The sequence below is a fragment of the Paraburkholderia diazotrophica genome (assembly GCF_900108945.1).
Lineage (GTDB): Bacteria > Pseudomonadota > Gammaproteobacteria > Burkholderiales > Burkholderiaceae > Paraburkholderia > Paraburkholderia diazotrophica.
In genome coordinates, this window is the sequence record NZ_FNYE01000010.1 from 1 (window position 1) to 19,380 (window position 19,380).

The window sequence follows — 19,380 nt, forward strand, 5'->3', positions numbered from 1 at the left end:
CCAGGATAGCCTTCGGCGTACTTGTTCGTGAGCTGCGAGCCCTGCGCGGCCATCACGGCCGGGCTCGTGTAATTCTCGGAAGCAATGAGCTCGATGTGCTCTTCCTGGCGCCGGTTCTCGTCCTGGATTGCCTTCCAGATTTCGGGGTCGATGTTTTCAACGGTGCTGGTAGCGCGATTGAACATGATGGATTCGCTGATGTGGGTTGGGAATTGAGGTGCTTGAAGTTATCGGACTCTTCATTCAATCGCACTCTGCATGTCCTGGCTAGAAGCATTGCGACATGCACCTGGAATGCGCGCGGCTACCAGTCCCGCTACGATTCGTCGACTTCGAAGAACGGCTTAATGATGAGCATGCCCGCGTGGTTTAAAGGGATGTCGGCATTACCGAACCGTTCGCGCGCCGCGCCGACCGCGCTTTGCAGGTCGCTCTGCTTCAGTACGTCCGCGCCGGTTCCGATAACTTCCAGCCCTTTATCGCGCAGATTGGTGGCGGGCGTCTAACGGCATCATCGTTGCCGTCGATAATGGCGACCTTCGCGCCTTGCGCCACAAACAGCTCGCATGCGGCATGCACCGCAACCGTCCCACGCACCGTCGTCGATAGCGACGTTGCCGGCGAGGCGGCCGCCAATCTTTGTACTCGTATGCACGTTCTCCGGGTCGATGGGATACACCCTGTCGAACCCGAAGTTATTGCACTGGAAAGCACCTCACTATCGGATTTCGGCAAGTAAGGGTTTTTACGGGCATCTGATTTGCCGCCTCCGCACGTTATCCTCTTTGGACGAAACACCATGTGATGCGGCAACCCGCTTTTTCTGATGAGTACGGCCCCTGTTTCGACGACTTCTTCCAGTGCCCGGCTTTTGGCGCGCACGGTCGCATTTTGCTCATTTACCGACGTGGACGAGCAGGCGCGTGCATTCGCCGGCTGGAGCCTCCAATACACGCAGATCTCAGGCGGACTTTTCCACGGATCGTCATCCATCGTTTCGCTCGGCGGGATCAGGCTGCTTGTCGAGCATCTGGACAAAGTCATCATGCAGCAGGGCTCCGTGCCCCCCGACAGGTTGGCTGTCGCCGTGCCACTAGAACTGGAAGGCCACGCCAGAATGTGCGGAGAAAAAAGCGAACGTGACAGCCTGCATGTGTTCTCCAGCGGCCCGGAGTTTGAGTTCTTTTCGCCGGACCGGCATGTTCTCGTGAACGTCGAAATAGAACCTGAGAAGCTGTCGACCGATTCCATGCGTGCGCTGGGCAAGTCGCTCGTCTCCCGACCGATGGGGCCGCTCATCCCGATGACCGCCGAAGCCGCAGGCAATCTGCGCGACCTTCTCAAGCAGACGCTCGCCGCCGCGGCGCAGTCATCGCCGGGTGAACAGGCAGACACTGACGATCGCATCCAGCTTCTCGAAAGAACCATCCTCTATGCCATTTCCGAAGTCATTTCGGTTGCGCCGGGTGCGGCCACCCATGTCGCTCCGGCAAAATACTGGTCGCTCGTGAATTCGGTGCAGGAAAAGCTTCAGGATCCAGCGAGTTGTCCATTATCGATCGCCGAGCTATGCGTGCAGTTGGGCGTTAGCAGAAGGACAGTGCAGTATGCCTTCCAGGAAGCGCTTGGCCTGAATCCAATCGCATACCTTCGGGCGGTGCGCCTGAATCACGTGCGTCGGGAGTTGAGGCTCGGTGAATCCGTCACGTCGGCCGCGACGAAATGGGGCTTCTGGCACCTCAGCAGCTTCGCGCATGACTATCGCGTCATGTTCGGCGAGTTGCCGTCCGCAACGGCCAGGCGTTTTTCGCGCCGCGATTAACAGGCCGTTCCGCGATACATCGAAAGGCTCCTCGCAGCGTCCGGACTCTTGGACTGACAAGCGGGCTCGCTCTCGTCGCGGCGCACATGAAAAGGACGGCCTGCGGGAGAAGAATCTGTTGCGATGGACCACAACAGCCGGGGCGGCGGGAAGGATGCTGCAAGCAACGATGATTACCAGGACGATCGTCACGACCACGTTTGCCAGCACATGCGGTAGCGAGCATGCCGCTCCGATTGCCCGCACTTTTTCGCACGACATCAGCAGATTTTGTTTCGTCGTTCGTTTTCGGCACCGTGCCATTCACGCATCACCGTGCCCTCTTCTTCGCCTATCCGTTCGTGGAATTGTAGGCACTCGGCGCACGGTCTCGCATTCTTATGCGTGGTCAGATAATGGTGACGATCGTGGAATTCGATTGCGTACTGCACCCGTCAAATCAGGCGGCCCTGTTCGACCTGACGATGCACAAGATGGTGCCGGCCAATCGGCCTCGTCTTTTTCGCCGTCGAAGCAACAAGCAGGTTAGCAGCGTCCATCGAAAGGAAACAGGCCCCGCATCATTTTGTTAAGAAGCATTTTTGTGGAGTAAGGCCGCGAATTCCGCACACCATCGCCGGAAAGCTGTGGCGCGACCATAATTCATGTGATAACCGACGGCCACCACGGCGCGGTGGCTCAGTAAATGCCCTCGATGGTCGGCCTGCCGGACGTCGGTCGCAAGGTCAATCTCGCCGGTCGCGCCAACTTGCCGCAGCAGTTTGGCAGCCTGTTCGCGCTTCACACCGTACAGGTGAGCAACCTGATGGAACTCGAACCAAGCCGCATTTCCTTCGAGCCTTCCACGGATTGTTCTGCTACTAGCGGTGCAGATAAACTCGACCGTCGTCATTGTGTGTGCTCCCTTAACCGTATGACGTCCTCTGTCGACCATGTGGGCCAAAATCGACGACTCACTCGTTCCAGGTTCTGGCTCCTGGTGGACTTCGGCACGCACCAACCTGCTTGGGAATCGTTAGGCCGTGCTCCAGTCGCTTTATCTTCTTTCCTCCACGTGGGCCCGCCAAAAGCAACGAGGACCCCGACACGGCTTCGTGCGCATCCATAGTTGACTATCATCCAATGGCCAAGCCTTCAGGAAGCGCTTCAGCTTTTCCGCTACCCGCTGAACGTTGAGGACGGGTCGGAGTCACCATTCAATCGCAGTTGGGATGTTTCGACTAGAAGAATTGCGACGTGCGGATGGAATGCATTCGTGATGTCGGGCATGCCAGGCAAGCGCATTCGTGAGAGCAGCGAGACGGCCCTGAAAAGCCCCGCGCAAGGAAACGAGCCGGGAGGAATCGGCTGCCCGCTTGAGAACTTTGTGGCACAGCGACCGTTTATCCGCCAATTTGCGGCGTGCCCGTACCGTACGTGGAGACGCGGTCGAGTCCGTCTAAATAAGGATAAGTACACGGGCGCAGCGCATCCCCGACGACGTGCTGCGCTTCGGGACAGTTAATGATTTGCTTTGCTACCGATGAATGAGTGAGCCCGTCTCCTGAAGACTCCGGATTTTGTTTCTGCGCGTTCCTCGTTGCGGCCCGTTCGTCGATGCTGGAACTGCGCTTAACTCTCAAGACCGGCCATTTTCTGCCCCCACCATAAAGTTGCGTTCACGCCCAATGAGAGGAACGGTTCGGGCGGAGCTGCCTTGGGTCCGGGAGATCTCAACAGATGCTCGACGAGCCCGTTACTCTTCCCAGCGATCCAATTAGCCAGCAGCGTTCCAGTCACCGTCCCGCGAGTGATGCCTAGACCGTTACAGCATAGCGCTCCGTAGACGTTCGGTCCCAGCTGACCAAAGAACCCCTCGTGGTTCTGCGAGAGCGCTAACGATCCGCTCCACGTGTAATCGAAGCCGACATCGGGCAGCATCGGGAACCTTCGCTGAAAGGACAGCCTATGCCTCTTCGCCATCCGCGCCAGAACTTGTGGTTTTGGGCGTCCATCGGGATTGAAGCTGAAGCTGTTACGAATCAGGATTCGATTGTCATGCGTACGCCGAACCGTGCTTCCGAACGGGTCCGCCGGAATAACACCCCAGAATTCCTTGCCGCCTAACGCCTTTTGCTCGTGCGTGGACAAAGGTCTGCTCAGGCTCGCGTACAAGAAAACGGGCAACATGGAACGTCTGAGGAAACCAAACCTCATGCCGAACGCGTTGTTGGCCAGGATGAGTTTGTCGGTGATGATCTGTCCTTGCGCATGGCCCAGCACGACCTTCTTGCCATACTCGACCTCAGTGATCGGCGTGCGCTCGTACAGCGTCACGTTGCCCGGCAGACTGTCAGCAAGACCTTTGACAAGCGCGGATGGCTGCACGAGGATCGTTCCCGGCGTGTAAAGGGCGCGCTTGTAGAAGCGCGTCCCGATGTGCTCAGGCAGGTCGCCTCCTTCGATCACCTCGTATTGCTGACCGAGCTTATCGAGACCGCGGCGATAGGCATCGAGCACGGCGAGCCCGCGGCTTTCCACTGCGGCCTGGTACTTGCCGGACGCGCGCATCGCACAGTCGATACTGTGCTCTTCAACGATATTGCGAAGAATCGACTGGCCCAAAAGATTCAGCTGGAGCGTCGCTTTCGCCGTCTCGATGTCGCCGATATAGTCGTCGGCACCGATGTCGTGCGGGAGATCAATTGCGAAGCCTGCATTTCGCCCGGCAGTACCAAAACCGACTTCTTGCGCTTCGACAAGGACGATCTCCTGATCAGGAAAATTCAACGCGAGCTGTCGGGCGGCGGCGAGACCGGTGTATCCGGCACCGACAACCGTCCAGCGCGTGTTCTTTTTCCCTGAGTGCGACGGCCTGGGTTCGCGGGGGCCGCTAAGGTGATACCAGCCACACGCGGAATCATCCGCTGGCGTTGAAGTGACCTTTTGCATTCTCGATTCCAAGGTTTGATTCCAGTGCGCACAACGTCGATTCAGACCGGCGCGAGAGCGACTTATGCACGCCATCAGTCGCTCGAGCCGACTTGCCGACGAGCGACCTCTACACCGAACTGGATCTCCAAAAATCAAAAGCCTCTTTTAAAATCCCGTGAGCATTCCGCAATCTCATCATCCGGAATGCGCTCATTCCATTCACGCACGCAGGTAAGGAGAATCAGCAGCGCGTCTTTGCAGCAAATTAGCAAACGTCCAGAACATGCGGGCTGCAAAACTACGTGGCGCGCGGCGAAACATCGCCGCTTGAATGGATCGCGTGTCTCGGGATTACATGGAAACATGTTGCGAAGGTGGCCCGCCACACCTGCCCGATCGAGTAGCGTTCAATCGCGAACTTCGGCCCAGATAACATTTCGTGCTCTTCTACTCTTTTTAAGGCATTTCCAACGGGAAACCTTGTCTCCTGAATCGGCTCTCTGAAAGCTGTTTTCTCGCGTGAACTCCCGAGAAGAACAGTGTGGCTGTTTCGAGAAGTATCTCAGGTGCAACAGTATCGAAATGACATCTACGCCGCCAACGATATCTTCTTGGGGCGTAGCGTTACTTCTCGTTATGAAGGAGATGACGACGTCGCGGCCGTCGTCGTCATCCGTACGGCGCTCAAAATCCGTTCAAGCTGGTGTCATTTTCGAACGGCAAGTGGTCGTCCATCCAGTCGTAGTGCTCGCCAGCTTCCGCCCAGGACCAGTTGCGAGCGGCTTCGCGAGCTTTGAGGCTCTGTTCAGTTCCCCGATTATGACCCGACGATGCCTGGACTTTCGTATCAATACCATGTTCGTGTTGCAATCCCCTCTCCCTTTAGTCAACGTTGTTCAACTGGGTCGCCGATGCCTTCGTGCCTTAATGCTGTTTCTGAAAGACCGAACGTTGTCGGACATGCCGAATTACGCTGCTCAAGCGCTCCAATTTTTCATTCAGCTGGCATCCGATGGATGCTCGGCTTGTGCGCTCGTGCTGCAGCGCCGAATGGTCTCCAGGTGAGGCGCTTTCCCTGCACGGTCCTTTCGTGCGAGGTGATGGCTCTATTTCATTTGATCTTCCCGAAGCAATGTTTCTTGTCTTTCTCTAAGCTGCGTTTCATGAAAAGTTTGACGCCATTTCCTTAACTTCGATGTACATATGTTTATGCACTGTGGAGATAGCTCAGGACCGATACGACGGTCGTCACCGGCGAATCGCGATGCACCCTTTTTGACTGCATCGCGTATCCATGATCGGATGGGACTCTTCTTTCCGTGTCGCTATTTGAAGTCAGACACGCATCTGTCGGCTAGCACGTTAGCGACGTATCGGCAGGATGCCGCGTGATGCGCACAAAACGAGCCTCTCTCATGCACTTACACTTCGTCCGTTTCGTCGTCGTTCAGATCGAGCCAGAGGGTTTTCAACTGTGTGTACTGGTCGTGTGCATGCAACGAGTTATCACGCCCGCCAAAGCCCGACTGCTTATAGCCGCCGAATGGAGTCGTAATGTCGCCCTCGCCGAAGGAGTTCACCGTCACGGTGCCTGCTCGAATCGCACGCGCAGCGCGCAATGCCCGCTTGCCATTGCCAATGAAAACGGAAGCACAGAGGCCGTATTCGGTGTCGTTCGCGACGTCGATTGCTTCCTTGAGACTGTTCACCGTGATCACCGCCAGGATCGGCCCGAAGATTTCCTCGCGCGCATGCTTTGCGTCGTTGTTTTCAACGTCGATGATGGTCGGGTGGACATAGCGCCCTGCGCTCGTCTGACCGCCCAAAAGCACGTTGATGTCGCCCGACAGATAGGACTGAACCTTCTCGAAATGCTGCGTTGAAACCAGCGGTCCGACCCGGTTGGCGGGATCGAGCGGGTCGCCCACGCGCCATTCGGCGGCCAGTTTCACGATCCGCTCGAGCAGCGCCGCCTTGATGTCGCGATGTACGATCAGCCTCGCGATCGCCGAGCAGTTCTCGCCCATATTCCAGAGCGCGCCATTGACGATGTGCGCCGCTACGGCGTCGAGGTCCGTCGCGTCGGGCATCACGATGCAAGGGTTCTTCCCGCCCATCTCGAGCACGACTCCCTTGAGATTGCTTTCCGACGAGTAGGCAAGGAAGCGCCGTCCTGTGGCAGTCGAACCGGTGAACGACACCATGTCGATGTCGGGATGCCGGCCGATCGACTCCCCCACCGAACGGCCGCTGCCGGTCACGACATTGAACACGCCAGCGGGAATGCCGGCCTCGAGCGCGAGTTCGGCAACTCGCATCGTGGTGAGAGAGGTTTCGACGGCCGGCTTCACGACGAGCGAGCAACCCGCAGCGAGAGACGGGCCAATTTTCCATGCCAGCATCAGCAGCGGAAAATTCCACGGCAGGACCAGACCGACCACACCGACGGGTTCACGCACGATCATCGAGATGTGATTGTCCGACGCGGGAGAGACCTGATCGTAGATCTTGTCGATTGCCTCGGCGTGCCAGCGGAGCACATTGACGGTCTCGGGAACGTCGACGGTCTGACAATCGAAGATGGTCTTACCGGCATCGAGACTTTCCATCACCGACAGTTCGAGCGCGTTCTTCTCGATCAGCGCCGCCAGACGGAGGATGGCCTGCTTGCGTTCAGCGGGATGCAGCTTCGACCAGCGGCCGTCATTGAACGCAGTACGCGCGCTTGCGACGGCCACGTCGACATCTGCTTTCGAACAGGCCGGCACGTCTGCGAGGCGGTCGCCCGTCGCCGGATTGGTGGTCGTAAACGTCTCGCCGGACAACGCTTTGCAGGGCTTGCCATCGATGATGGCAGAGGTCGGCAATCTCAGATCATGCGCGATTCTGTGGTACTCGCTCGCGGACAGAAAATCAGTCATATCGGTCTCCATTGATATAGGTTTTCGAAACCGACCGAACGCGCATGGCCGCTCTCGAAGTCAGAAAGAAATCGACACGTTCGCACTTTCGGCTGCGGCGCAGAAAGCCGCGTCTCATCGCGCGGGATGAGCACGCTCTCGCGTACGATTTCTCCGGCTGCTTCCACAAAGTCGCTTGCGAGTCGGGCACCGTGATACGTGATGTGACTTGCGCAGGAACCGGCCGAGTGTGGTCCGCATCCGAGCGCGGGATCCGGTCGGACAGGGGAAGGCGTCATGCCTGAGACGATATCGAACTGCCAATGCGCTCGCCAACGACATATTCTTGGAGGAAGCCGGTACTTTTAGTTATGGACGCATTCAAACCCGGCAGCTTTCTGCAATGCCCGGCGACTCAGGCACGTCTTCCCGATGTGGTCTTTCGCAAGGTGGTGAGCCGATTGGCCAAATCGAAAAGGAAATCACGCGCGAAGTCTCCAACGATGAGGTGGGCCAGCGACTGATGACCATTCCCGGCATTGGCGTAATCATGGCCAGTGTATTGGCGTCAGAAATGGGCGATGGAAAACAGTATCGCTGTGGGCGCGATTTCGCAGCCGCGATCGGGCTCGTACCACGGCAGCACAGTACAGGCGGACGAAATAACCTCCTCGGGACCAGTCGCCGCGGCGACAAAAACATTCGGTCAGCTGATGGCCGTATGGTTAGGCGCGCAATCGTAGGCGGGATCGCGCGCCGTCCGCACGCGCTCCTTCGACGATCGGCGGCATGCGCCCCGTCGGCGACGTTTAACATTTCCGGCTCATCCGTCAGATTCCAGTGGGCGGACCGTTCACTCGACACTTCGACGGCTTGCTTGCCTTGGGCGATGCTGCGCCGAAGGCATCGAGAGAATGAGACACTGCCAACTCATGTACATGGTCAGGCGATCGGCGGTCCAATCAGAGTGACTGCAAGTCGGGACTGAACGACTGAAACGCGACTGTTTCCTTACGTCACCAGCCTCGGCGCATCAGTTTCACGAACTTCTCCGTTATCGCCGGCAACGTCCTGCCTCTTTTCTTGACGATCGCGATCGACCGCACGAATGCCGGATGGTCGATCCTCTTCACGACGAGCCCTGCTTCGGCTCGCACCTCGCGCGCGGTCTCGGGCAGGATGGTCACGCCCAGGCCGGCACGCACCATCGCGACGGCCGTCATCATGTACGTCGGTTCGCACGCGATATCCAACGGCTCGCGCGATTCACTCAGCGCCGCATCGACGACCGCTCTCACGCTCGTTCCCGGCGCGGTCAGCACGAGTGGCGCCTGCGCCAGATCGTTCAGGCCGATTCGCCGCTTTCTCGCAAGCGGATGCGCCTGCGGACACACGGCGACGAGCCGGTCAACGCCCGTCCGCAGGACCTCGAGCATCGGATCGAGCACCTCGCCGCCGGTTAGACCGATGTCCACTTCCTCATTGCGCACGAGGGCATTGACCGTGCTCGCGACGACATCGCGGATCTGGAAGACGACGCGCGGCACCTCGCGCTTCATGTCGATGATCAACTCGGGCAGCACGCTCGCCGCGAACGTCGGCAAGCACGCGACGCGGACAATACCGCTCTCCCCTTCACCTAGCGCTCGGGCATCGCGCAACACGGTTTCCATGTCGTGCAATGACTTACGCAGCAGCGGCAGCAATTCGCGGCCGGTCGCCGTCAACGCGACGTTACGGCTATTGCGGTCGAACAGGCGCGCGCCGACCGCTTCTTCCAGCCGGCGTATCTGCACCGTGAGCGCCGGCTGCGACAGATGCAGGCGCTCCGCCGCGCGCGTGAAGCTGCCCGCCTCGGCCACGGCGACCAGCGCACGGATATCGCGAAGATTCAAATCCATTATGGGTCGTAATAGCTGCGATCAAATCATTTCAATTGTGTTATCACCGCTTCGAACTTACTCTTGACTTCACTACAAATCAAGATTCGGAGACGCGTTCATGCTGCCGTTGCTCGGCCTCGCCACCATCGTCGTCCTGCTCGGGGCGATACTCTCAAAGCGCATGTCACCGCTCGTCGCGCTCATCATCGTTCCGATCGCGGCATCGGTCATCGGCGGGTTCGGCTTGCAGACAAGCAAGTTCGTCATCGACGGACTGAAGAGTCTGGCGCCCGTCGTGGGCATGTTCGTGTTCGCGATTCTCTACTTCGGCACCATCACCGACGCAGGCACGCTCGACCCGATCATCGACCGCATCCTGCGTGCGGTCGGCACGAAGCCCACGCGCATCGTGATGGGCACGACGCTGCTCGCGCTGCTCATTCATCTCGACGGCTCCGGCGCGGTCTGCTTTCTCGTCACGATCCCCGCGATGCTGCCGCTCTACGAACGTCTGAAGATGGACAAACGCGTGCTCGCTGCGGCCGTGTCGATGGCGGCGGGCATCAACTTTCTGCCGTGGACGGGGCCGATGATCCGCGCCTCAGCGTCGCTGCATCTACCCATTTCATCGCTCTTCAATCCGCTGATTCCGGTGCAGGCGATCGGTCTCGTGTTCGTGTTCGGCATGGCGTGGTGGCTGGGCCGGCGCGAGGAGAAGCGTCTCGGCTATTCGAGCGCGAACGGCTCCATTCCAATGCCCGAGCGCAAGCTCACGCCGGAAGAAGAGGCGCTGCGCCGCCCGCAGAACTTCTGGTTCAACATCATTCTGACCGTCGTCGTGCTCGGCACGATGGTCGCGATGGGCGAGAAGATCCCGCCCGCGATCATGTTCATGGTCGGCCTGTGCATCGCGCTGATGGTCAACTATCCGAATGTCGACATGCAGCGAAAGCGCATCGATGCGCACGCGCGCGCCGCGCTGATGATGGCGGGCATCCTGCTCGCGGCAGGCGTCTTCACTGGCGTCATGCAGGGCAGCGGCATGCTGAAGGCAATGGCGCAGGCAGCCGTCGGTTTCGTGCCGCCCACGATGGCCTCGCACATTCCGGTTGCGCTCGGCGTCCTGTCGATGCCGCTCTCGATGCTCTTCGATCCCGATTCGTTCTATTTCGGCGTGCTGCCGGTGATCGCGGAAGTGGCGTCACAACTGGGCGTGCCGGCCGTGCACGTCGGACAGGCCGCGCTGCTCGGCCAGATGACCACCGGCTTCCCCGTGAGCCCCCTGACGCCCGCGACGTTTCTCGTCGTCGGCTTGTGTGGGATCGATCTCGCGGACCATCAGAAATTTGCGTTCCCGCTCCTGTTCGGCGCGTCGATCGTGATGACGATCGCCTGCGTCGTGCTGGGCGTGTTTCCGCTTTAATCGTGTTTGGATGACGTCATGAAAGACCACATCAGGATAGGCGCGGGCGCGGGCTATTCGGGCGACCGCATCGAACCGGCCGTCGAACTCGCGGAGCACGGCGCGCTCGACTACCTCGTGTTCGAATGCCTTGCCGAGCGCACTATCGCCATTGCGCAGCAGGCGCGCCGCCGCGATCCGTCGCAAGGCTTCGACCCGTTGCTCGAAGTGCGGATGCGCGCCGTGTTGCCCGTTGCTGCGAAGAACCGCGTGCGCATCATCTCGAACATGGGCGCGGCCAATCCGGGCGCGGCCGCGCGGAAGACGGCGCAGATCGCGCGCGAACTCGGCTTGTGCAGTCTCAAGATCGCGGCCGTGACCGGCGACGATGTGCTCGATGTCGTGCTGCGATCGCCTCTGCGCTTCGAGGAAACAGGCGACGACGTGAGCACGTATGCCGACCGGATCGTGTCCGCGAATGCGTATGTCGGCGCGGCGCCCATCGTCGCTGCGCTCGCGGCGGGTGCAGATGTCGTGCTGACCGGGCGCGTTGCGGACCCGTCGTTGTTCACGGCACCGCTCGTTCACGAATTCGGCTGGAAGATGGATGACTGGCACACGCTCGGGCAGGCGACCGTGGTCGGCCATCTGCTCGAGTGCGCGGGTCAGCTGACGGGCGGCTACTTCGCAGACCCGGGTTTCAAGGACGTGCCGGATCTCGCGCGGCTCGGCTTTCCTATTGGCGAAGTCGATGCGCGTGGCAACGTCGTGATCGGCAAAGTGCCGCACGCCGGTGGGTGCGTGACCGAGGCGACGTGCAAGGAACAACTGCTCTACGAGATTCACGATCCCGCGTGCTACTACCAGCCGGATGTCGTCGCAGACTTCACGCAGGTGCGGGTCGCGCAGGATGCGAAGGACCGCGTGCGCGTGACGGGCGGACGCGGCACGGCGCGCACCGGGACGCTCAAGGTGTCCGTCGCTTATATCGACGGCTATATCGGAGAAGGGCAGATTTCCTACGGCGGACCGGGCGCAGTCGCGCGGGCGCGGCTTGCGCTCGATATCGTGCGTGAGCGGCTCGCGATCACCGGTGTAAGTACGAGCGAGTTGCGCTTCGATCTGATCGGCGTGAATGCGCTTTACGGGGACCGCCTCGCCGCCAGCCACGACGATCCGTACGAAGTTCGCGTGCGCGTCACGGGCCGCACATCGAACGCCAGCGAGGCAGCGCGCATCGGCAACGAGGTCGAAACGCTCTACACCAACGGACCGGCGGGCGGCGGCGGTGTGACGAAAGCAGTCCGCGAAGTACTTGCGGTTCAATCCGTGCTGCTGCCGCGTGAACAGGTCAATCCCGTCTTCGCAATCGTGGAGGCAAGCGATGAAATTGCGTGAACTCGCACACGGCCGCACCGGCGACAAAGGCAACACGCTCAACGTTTCCGTGATCTGCTTCGACGCGAAGCATTATGCGCATCTGCGCGACACACTGACGCCCGAGCGTGTCAAGGCGCACCTCGCCGATGTCGTGACAGGCGATGTCGTCCGTTATGAACTGCCGCTTTTGGGCGCATTCAATTTCGTGCTCGGGCATGCACTAGGCGGAGGCGTCACGCGCTCGCTTGCGCTCGACGCACACGGCAAGTCGATCAGTACCGCGCTTCTCGATATCGACATCGACGAGCCTTCCGAAACCTGAGATCCTCGCGGCCGAAACGGGGCCGCCGTTGTGTCGGGGTTGTTGTGTCGCTCAACGGGCCCCTTGGGTAAGCGCGAATCCGCGATTGAGTTAGGGGTTCGGCACTCGCAACAGGTGCGTTGCAGCAAATCATCATGATGAAAAAATCATAGCCGAAGCGCGCGGCTCAGCCTGCTCATTCGCGACCCACTCGTACCTGATGCCGAAATATTTTCGACAGATTTCCAGTTGAGAGCCCCCAACTTTCACAACGAAGCTGCGTCATCTCCGCTCGAACGAAGTCGAGCAACCTCGTCTCCGATATCGCCTCGACAAGAATGACCCATTCATCCGTGGACTGATTGCGGCTCTGGCGGCTCTCCTCGGTGTCGAGTGACGATGAAGCCATATCAGGAATCGCGAACGCAATGCTTACGATTCCTGGATGGGAAACACCATCTTCGATAACCCAACGTTCGATCTCTCGCTTCACGCGTTCAGGTTCCGGCGGCATCAGCCGCATCATCATCACGCATGTACCTTCTGTCCTGGTCAACCTGCGCATAGCTCGCCAGCCCCCTCCCGAAGATTCGACGCGCCAATGAAAAATCTGACGATCGCCCTGAACCACGTTACCGGCTCCGATACAAAAGGCGGCCAACGGGGACGCCGCGAAACCCGGGTGCCGGAGATACTTGAAGCGGCCATCCGCGTGTTCGCGTCCGGGGGAAATGGCGGCTTTACGCAGCGCGGCGTCGCTTCTCGAAACCTGAAGCACTCAATGTCCGCGGAACACGTCGAGCAGTTGCTTCTGGAGATCCATCATCGTCTGCATGAACTCGCTTTCCATTTTTGCCATCGCCTGCTCATGCTCCATGGTCATCTGCATCATCCTGTTTTTGATCTGCACCACTTCGCTTCTTTGCTGCGCCGTCAGCTTGTCCATCGACATCGTAACGGGGCTATCCCACCACGGACCATAGCTGCCGCTACGGCCGATACCTTGCGCCTGTGCATGCGACGCGCCCAGTGCGCAAACGAGAGGAACAACAGCACACAGGAATGCATTGCGAACGGTTTTCATGATTGCTCCGGAGAAGAAATGCGCCGCCATTGCGACTGACGCGTCACACCAAAGTGCAGCACGGGAGCGCAAGCCTCTGGACCTCACTCACGGCCCATCGAACATGACCTCTCCAGGCTGAACCCTCAGGAGCGATTGTGGTTGTCGATATTCACGCCTCTATCAACTGGAAATCACATGTTCGTCACATGGGACGCGGGATGCGGCAGACCATTGACGCCGGACGCGTCGGGCATGTCCGCGAGGCTGGAATGCTTCAGACGTTCGAGCACGGCCTTGCGCTCGATTTCCGCAGCAGCACGAGTCGTGAAGATTTGATACACCGCGTCGGTCAGGACGTCCTGCTCCTTCATTTCCTTGTCGTTGAAGAAGGCCATGTGCCCGATCACGTCCCCTCGCGTGCCGAAGATCGGTATGCCGTAGTAGCTCTCGTATGCCTTGTCGCGCGGGAATAACTTTCCGACACCCGATGCATGAAAAACGGGCCGGCCATCGGTGTACACCGCTTCGCACGGCGTCCCTGCAAGTTCGAACTCAATGTTTTCGCGGAAATCGTCGCGAAGCCAGTACGCGAGCGTCTGAACATTTTTTGGCGGCCAGCCAATGCACTCCGTAATGAAGGCGCATGGCACGTCGAGCGCGGCAGCAAAGTGACGCACCAGCGCACGGAAGAACGCCTCTCCTCCCATACCGGCAGTACCTTCCACGATATGCCGCAGCACGCTCTCGATATGCTTCACCCGCGTGATGTCGGTATCGAGCGCGACGATACGCAACGGTTTCCCGCTCGCATGACGAATCACCGTACCGAGCGAACTCACCCAACGATACTGACCGTCCCTGTGCAGAAGCCTGAACTGGTGCTCGAACTGGCCTACGCGTTCGTCGATGCAACACCGCAGCGTGGCCTCGACCCCAGCGAGGTCAAGGGGATGAATATGTCTGCGCCAATTCTCGATCGAATCCGGAAATTCATCTTCGCCATATCCCAGCATGCATTTCCAGCGTGCAGAGAGAGCAAACTCGTTTGTCTGTAGATTCCATTCCCATGGACCATCGTCGGAGATGCGCATCGCGAGCACATATCGCTCTTCGCTGTACTGGAGTTCCGCCTGGAGTGCCGAGCGTTTCGCATCGGCGACATGCAGTGTCTGGCTGAGCGTGCCCACCCTGTTGCGAAGTTGCTCGACCGCGCACTGCACTGCCTGCACTTCATCGGCGGCCTTACCCGACGTATCGCCGGCTTCGATATCGCCAAACGTATGCAGAATGGCCCGAAGCGGCCGGCATACGCGAAGCTCCGCCATCATGCCTGTGACAACCAGCAGCACCGCAAGCGCTACGGCGACGACCACCAGAAGACCCGATCGCGCATGCCCCGCAGCCAACCCCGGTACCGGACCGGCAGCCAGCCAGACAAGCAACAGCAGCGCACAGGCGGCAGCCGGCCAGATCAGTTTCCATTTGAGACTCATACGCAGGGCCTCATCTCAAACGTCGAAGAATTCTGTTCTTCCAAAAGATAGGCGAACATCCCGCGCTGCACCAGCGCTCGGCAAGAATGCGTCATATGACGGGAGAAAAATTCGACGAACCTGTGACGGATTCGTGATCGCTATCGACCACACTGCTGCTTATTCATCCAGCCTCGAGGTAGACCAGATGCACGCCCTCGCCGCACCGTTTGCAACGGCTCAGACGGTCCCTGCTTCGGCAGGCGTCGGCCTGCGTCCCGTTCACTATCGGCAGATTCTGGAGGAACGGCCGCGCGTCGGGTGGTTTGAAGTACACAGCGAAAACTACTTCGGTTCAGGCGGTCAACCGCTGCACTACCTGGAGAGCATTCGGGACGCGTATCCGCTCAGTTTGCATGGTGTCGGCTTGAGCCTCGGATCGGCCGGCCCGCTGGATGAGGACCATCTAGGCCGTCTGGGCGATCTCATTTCGCGCATCGAACCGGGGCTCGTGTCCGAGCATCTCAGCTGGGGGCGCGTCGGTCCGAGGCATCTCAACGACCTGTTACCGTTGCCCTATACCGAAGAGGCGCTGGAAGTCGTGTGCGATCACATCGACGAAGTGCAGGAACGACTTCACAGGCAGATCCTAGTTGAAAACATATCGAGCTACGTCCAGTTCCGCCATTCGACCATGCCCGAAGGCGAATTCATCGCGCGTGTCGCACGGCGCACGGGTTGCGGGATATTGCTGGACGTCAACAACCTGTATGTGAATGAAGCGAATAACGGCATTGATCCTGTGGCGTATCTGGATGCGCTGCCCGTCTCCGCGATCTGTGAAATGCATCTTGCCGGTCACGACCGCGCCGGCACCCTGCTGATCGACACGCACGGCACGCGAGTCGCAGCCCCAGTCTGGGAACTCTATGCACAGGCTCTCGACCGCTTCGGCCCGGTCGCTACGCTGATCGAATGGGATACCGACATCCCGCCGCTCGAAGTCCTGCTGGAAGAAGTCCGCCACGCCGCCACGGTAATGAGGTCACGCCATGCATTCACTACATGAGCTACAGGCCGCCTTTGCTTGCGCGATTCTCGAACAGGATTCGTCCAGAATCGACGGGAGCGTTTGCGGCGGCAACGGACGAGAACGCCTGTCGGTCTATGCCGGCAACGTGTATCACAACCTGCGCGAAGCACTGCGCGCCGTTTATCCCGTTGTCGACAAACTCGTCGGCGAGCGGTTCTTCGACCATGCCGCGAACCGGTATATTCGCGACCACCCATCGCAAAGCGGAGACATACAGCGGTTCGGCTACACGTTTCCGATCTTCCTCGAACACTTTCCGCCCGCTGCCTCACTCGCCTACCTCCGTGACACGGCCACGCTCGAATGGCTCGTGCATGAGGTGTTTCATGCAGCCGATCACGCTCCGTTTCAGCTCTCGCTGCTGTCGAGCCTTGCCAGCGCCGAGTGCGCCACGCTGCGCTTCGAGCTACACCCGGCATGCCGTCTGTTCGAGTCTGCCTTTCCGGTCCTGAAGATCTGGGAAGTCAATCAGCCTGATGCGATGAGCGATGAAGTCGTGAATCTGGACGCGGGTGGCGACAGGCTCCTGGTGCGCCGCATCGGCTTTGCTGTCGATATCGACGCACTAACGGCGGCCGAATTTTCGATGCTGCAGGCGCTGCACGACGGACAAAGCGTGGAAGGTGCTTATGACGTCGCTTTACGCTCTGATCCAGCGTTTGCACTCGGCGAGTTTGTCGAGCGCCGCATTCTCGACTCGACCATCGTCGGCTTTGAACTTTGACTTCGGGCAGGCGGGCACGACGCCTACGCCATCGCCAGTTCGACCGTGAAGGTGGTGCCCGCGCCCGGCGCGCTCTCGACACGAATCCGCCCGCCATGCAGCTCGATGATGCGCTGCGTAATCGCCAACCCGAGGCCCGCGTTGCCCGCGTCGCTCGACTCGCCGCGATCCGCACGATAGTAGCGATCGAAGACGTTGCCGATGTCGTCGTGATCGATACCTTGTCCCGTGTCGCTCACCTGAAGCTCGACCCGGTCTCCAGCCCGACGCACGCCGACGCTGATCTCGCCGCCGGCCGGCGTATAGCGCATCGCGTTTTCAATCAGGTTCTCGAGCACACGCTCCATCATGCCGATATCGGCGCAAACGGGCGGGCAATCGGCGCTCACGCTCGCGCTCAGCTTGAGATCGCGCTTTTGGGCGCCAAGCGCAAACTTCTGGACGACGTCCTGTGCAAGTTCGCTGATCGGAAATGCCTCGACCTGCGGCCTCACTTCGTTCGCTTCGAGCTTGGTCAGATCGAACAGATCCCGCACGAGCCTCGCGAGCCGCTCGCAATGCTTTACCGCAATCTGCAAATACCGGCAGCGATCTTCCTGAGACAATCCGTCGTCCTTGATCAGCACCATCTCCAGATAACCCTGCATGGATGCAAGCGGTGTCCTCAGATCGTGCGATACGTTGGCAAGCAACTCGCGGCGCTGCCGGTCCGCTTGTGCAAGCTGCGCCAGTTGCATCGCAATGCGCTCCGACATCTCCTGAAACGCGGCGATGATGCGGCCGATTTCGTCGTCGTTGCTATCCGGCGTGTCCACTCGCATCGGGCTTACAAAACCGCTTGTCCGAAATGCTTCGATGGCGGATGCCAGCCGCCGAAGCCTGAGTGTGAGAAAGCGGAACACGACCAGCGCGGCGATCAGGCTGAATGCCACCGTGCCGACCACGAGGTTGGTCACGAGCTCGAACAGCCGCTGCGTCTCGAACATGCGTTGCGACGCCACGATCATGACGGCGCCGATCGCGATGAACACCACCATCAGCGAGCACGCGAGACGGCCATACAGGGTAGCGAACAGACGCAGGTTAGTTCTCGGGCGCATTGCGGAACTTGTAGCCGACGCCCCATACCGTCTGGATGTATTCCGGCGAATTCGGGTCGATTTCGATCTTTGCGCGCAGCCGGTTGATATGTGAATTAACGGTGTGTTCATAGCCGCTATGGCTGTAGCCCCACACCTGATCGAGCAGCTGCCCGCGTGTATAGACCCGTCCCGGGTTCTGCGCGAAATGAAGCAGCAACTGGAATTCTTTGGCCGTCAGCAGGATCGGTGCGCCACGCACGATCACGTCGCGCCGTTCGACGTCGATCTTCAGATCTTCGCATTCGATCAGCGTGTGCTCACCGGCAGCCGTATTGGCCATCATGTCGACCAGCCGGAAAATCGCCTTCACACGCGCAACGAACTCCAGCACGCTGAATGGCTTCGCGAGATAGTCGTCCGCGCCCATTTCGAGGCCCAGCACGCGGTCGAGTTCGGTCGACTTCGCCGTCAACATCAGAATAGGCGTATAGCGGCGTTCCGAGCGCAGGCGGCGGCAAATCTCCAGGCCATCGACACCCGGCAGCATCAGATCGAGCACCACCAGGTCGTAGGGTCTGGCAAGCGCTTCCGCCAGCCCTGCCCTGCCGTCATTGAGCACGGTCGTCTCGCAGGACAGACCCACGAGCTGCATGCGGACGAGTTGGGCGATGTCGTTGTCGTCTTCGATCACCAGAACGTTGCGAGACATGACCTGCATCCTCACTGGACTGTTGGTAGACACCGCATTGCCCGCACGAACGCGGCGAATGCACTGCGTGTAGATCATTCTAGATCGCCAGCGTAGCGTGTCCAGCGCGGCCGCGCGTCGTGACGAAAAATTGATTTTTGGGCGACAAAGCCGTGAGCTGCGTTTCGCACACTTCATCCCGGGACACAGGCAATCGCGCCTGTCCTCATCACCATCCTGGAGGAAGCATCATGAAAAGCGAACGCATCATTCAAGGCGCCATTGCAAGTCTGCTTGCCATTGGCGTCGCAACGGCAAGCACGGCCTCATTTGCAGCCGGCGGCGACTTCGAGAAATGCGCGGGTATTGCAAAGGCAGGCAAGAACGACTGCGGCACCAGCAAGAGTTCATGCGCCGCCACGGCGAAGATGGACCACGACACGGAAGCATGGATTCTCGTTCCCAAGGGGACGTGCGACAAGATCGCCGGCGCGCATCTGCAGATGTCAGAGTTCGCCAAGCCCGGTGGAAAAAGCGGCGTTCTCAGTCCCGTCGCCAAAGCAGCGGCCGCGGGCTGACATAGCCCACTCCATCCCGGCGCCGCACCGAGCCGGCTGCGGCGCCTTTCGATCCGCCGGCCTTCACGACGACCCG

The 19,380-nt window shown here is 59.7% G+C and carries 17 protein-coding genes and 2 pseudogenes; 8 read left to right on the forward strand and 11 right to left on the reverse strand.

Annotated elements, in window-relative coordinates:
- A pseudogene (gene glyA, locus BMW76_RS14725) lies at positions 1–185 on the reverse strand (serine hydroxymethyltransferase); the annotation flags it as partial.
- A 641-nt stretch (positions 186–826) separates the two neighbouring features.
- Here glyA and BMW76_RS14735 point away from each other — a divergent pair.
- Positions 827–1,822, forward strand: a complete 996-nt coding sequence (locus tag BMW76_RS14735) for a helix-turn-helix domain-containing protein (RefSeq protein ID WP_090866137.1) — start codon at positions 827–829, stop codon at positions 1,820–1,822.
- 568 nt (positions 1,823–2,390) lie between these two features.
- Here BMW76_RS14735 and BMW76_RS14740 read toward each other — a convergent pair.
- The 4 genes from BMW76_RS14740 to BMW76_RS14750 all read right to left on the reverse strand — a co-directional run bounded on the left by BMW76_RS14740 (position 2,391) and on the right by BMW76_RS14750 (position 7,656).
- Positions 2,391–2,714 (reverse strand): hypothetical protein, encoded by a 324-nt coding sequence (locus BMW76_RS14740; protein WP_090866138.1) that lies wholly within the window; start codon positions 2,712–2,714, stop codon positions 2,391–2,393.
- A gap of 719 nt (positions 2,715–3,433) precedes the next feature.
- Entirely contained in the window at positions 3,434–4,753 is a 1,320-nt protein-coding gene (locus BMW76_RS14745) for an NAD(P)/FAD-dependent oxidoreductase (protein WP_090866140.1), read from the reverse strand.
- A gap of 666 nt (positions 4,754–5,419) precedes the next feature.
- Positions 5,420–5,605 carry a hypothetical protein gene (locus tag BMW76_RS40340; RefSeq protein ID WP_143062261.1) on the reverse strand — a complete coding sequence of 62 codons (186 nt, stop codon included), beginning with the start codon at positions 5,603–5,605 and terminating at the stop codon, positions 5,420–5,422.
- 551 nt (positions 5,606–6,156) lie between these two features.
- Positions 6,157–7,656: an aldehyde dehydrogenase gene (locus BMW76_RS14750; protein ID WP_090866507.1), complete on the reverse strand. Its 1,500-nt coding sequence runs from the start codon at positions 7,654–7,656 to the stop codon at positions 6,157–6,159.
- Between the two features lie 481 nt (positions 7,657–8,137).
- Between BMW76_RS14750 and BMW76_RS14755 the strand changes: the two are divergent.
- Positions 8,138–8,341: pseudogene (locus BMW76_RS14755) on the forward strand (transposase); the annotation flags it as partial.
- Positions 8,342–8,651: 310 nt separating this feature from the next.
- On the opposite strand, the gene BMW76_RS14760 reads toward BMW76_RS14755, so the two are convergent.
- Positions 8,652–9,536 carry a LysR family transcriptional regulator gene (locus BMW76_RS14760; RefSeq protein ID WP_090866142.1) on the reverse strand — a complete coding sequence of 295 codons (885 nt, stop codon included), beginning with the start codon at positions 9,534–9,536 and terminating at the stop codon, positions 8,652–8,654.
- 100 nt (positions 9,537–9,636) lie between these two features.
- Here BMW76_RS14760 and BMW76_RS14765 point away from each other — a divergent pair, with 100 nt between their 5' ends.
- The 3 genes from BMW76_RS14765 to BMW76_RS14775 are packed head-to-tail and all read left to right on the forward strand — an operon-like array spanning position 9,637 to position 12,622.
- On the forward strand, positions 9,637–10,941 hold the full coding sequence (locus BMW76_RS14765) for a CitMHS family transporter (protein WP_090866144.1): 1,305 nt from the start codon (positions 9,637–9,639) through the stop codon (positions 10,939–10,941).
- Positions 10,942–10,959: 18 nt separating this feature from the next.
- Positions 10,960–12,318 (forward strand): acyclic terpene utilization AtuA family protein, encoded by a 1,359-nt coding sequence (locus BMW76_RS14770; RefSeq protein ID WP_090866146.1) that lies wholly within the window; start codon positions 10,960–10,962, stop codon positions 12,316–12,318.
- A complete protein-coding gene (locus BMW76_RS14775) occupies positions 12,305–12,622 on the forward strand; it encodes an AtuA-related protein (protein ID WP_090866148.1) in 318 nt (105 codons plus the stop codon). Before BMW76_RS14770 ends, BMW76_RS14775 begins: the two co-directional genes overlap by 14 nt.
- A gap of 175 nt (positions 12,623–12,797) precedes the next feature.
- Here the strand turns inward: BMW76_RS14775 and BMW76_RS41120 are convergent, their stop codons facing one another.
- The 3 genes from BMW76_RS41120 to BMW76_RS14790 form a co-directional block, all read right to left on the reverse strand.
- Positions 12,798–13,379, reverse strand: coding sequence for a hypothetical protein (locus tag BMW76_RS41120; RefSeq protein ID WP_177200389.1), 582 nt, complete (start codon positions 13,377–13,379; stop codon positions 12,798–12,800).
- Positions 13,380–13,715, reverse strand: coding sequence for a hypothetical protein (locus BMW76_RS41125; protein WP_177200390.1), 336 nt, complete (start codon positions 13,713–13,715; stop codon positions 13,380–13,382).
- 143 nt (positions 13,716–13,858) lie between these two features.
- Positions 13,859–15,109, reverse strand: coding sequence for a PAS domain-containing protein (locus BMW76_RS14790; protein WP_245763233.1), 1,251 nt, complete (start codon positions 15,107–15,109; stop codon positions 13,859–13,861).
- 238 nt (positions 15,110–15,347) lie between these two features.
- Here BMW76_RS14790 and bufB point away from each other — a divergent pair, with 238 nt between their 5' ends.
- Together bufB and BMW76_RS14800 are read left to right on the forward strand one after the other, a co-directional pair.
- Entirely contained in the window at positions 15,348–16,208 is an 861-nt protein-coding gene (bufB, locus tag BMW76_RS14795) for an MNIO family bufferin maturase (protein WP_090866152.1), read from the forward strand.
- Entirely contained in the window at positions 16,192–16,956 is a 765-nt protein-coding gene (locus BMW76_RS14800; protein WP_090866153.1) for an HvfC/BufC N-terminal domain-containing protein, read from the forward strand. The genes bufB and BMW76_RS14800 overlap by 17 nt, the downstream gene beginning before the upstream one ends.
- A gap of 23 nt (positions 16,957–16,979) precedes the next feature.
- Here BMW76_RS14800 and BMW76_RS14805 read toward each other — a convergent pair whose 3' ends face one another.
- Positions 16,980–18,056, reverse strand: coding sequence for a sensor histidine kinase (locus BMW76_RS14805; RefSeq protein WP_245763234.1), 1,077 nt, complete (start codon positions 18,054–18,056; stop codon positions 16,980–16,982).
- The gene (locus BMW76_RS14810) at positions 18,040–18,747 is read right to left on the reverse strand and encodes a response regulator transcription factor (RefSeq protein WP_090866511.1); all 708 of its coding nucleotides are present in this window, start codon (positions 18,745–18,747) and stop codon (positions 18,040–18,042) included. Before BMW76_RS14810 ends, BMW76_RS14805 begins: the two co-directional genes overlap by 17 nt.
- Before the next feature lie 137 nt (positions 18,748–18,884).
- Here BMW76_RS14810 and BMW76_RS14815 point away from each other — a divergent pair, with 137 nt between their 5' ends.
- Positions 18,885–19,304, forward strand: a complete 420-nt coding sequence (locus tag BMW76_RS14815; protein ID WP_245763235.1) for a BufA1 family periplasmic bufferin-type metallophore — start codon at positions 18,885–18,887, stop codon at positions 19,302–19,304.
- The last annotated feature ends 76 nt before the right edge of the window (positions 19,305–19,380 follow it).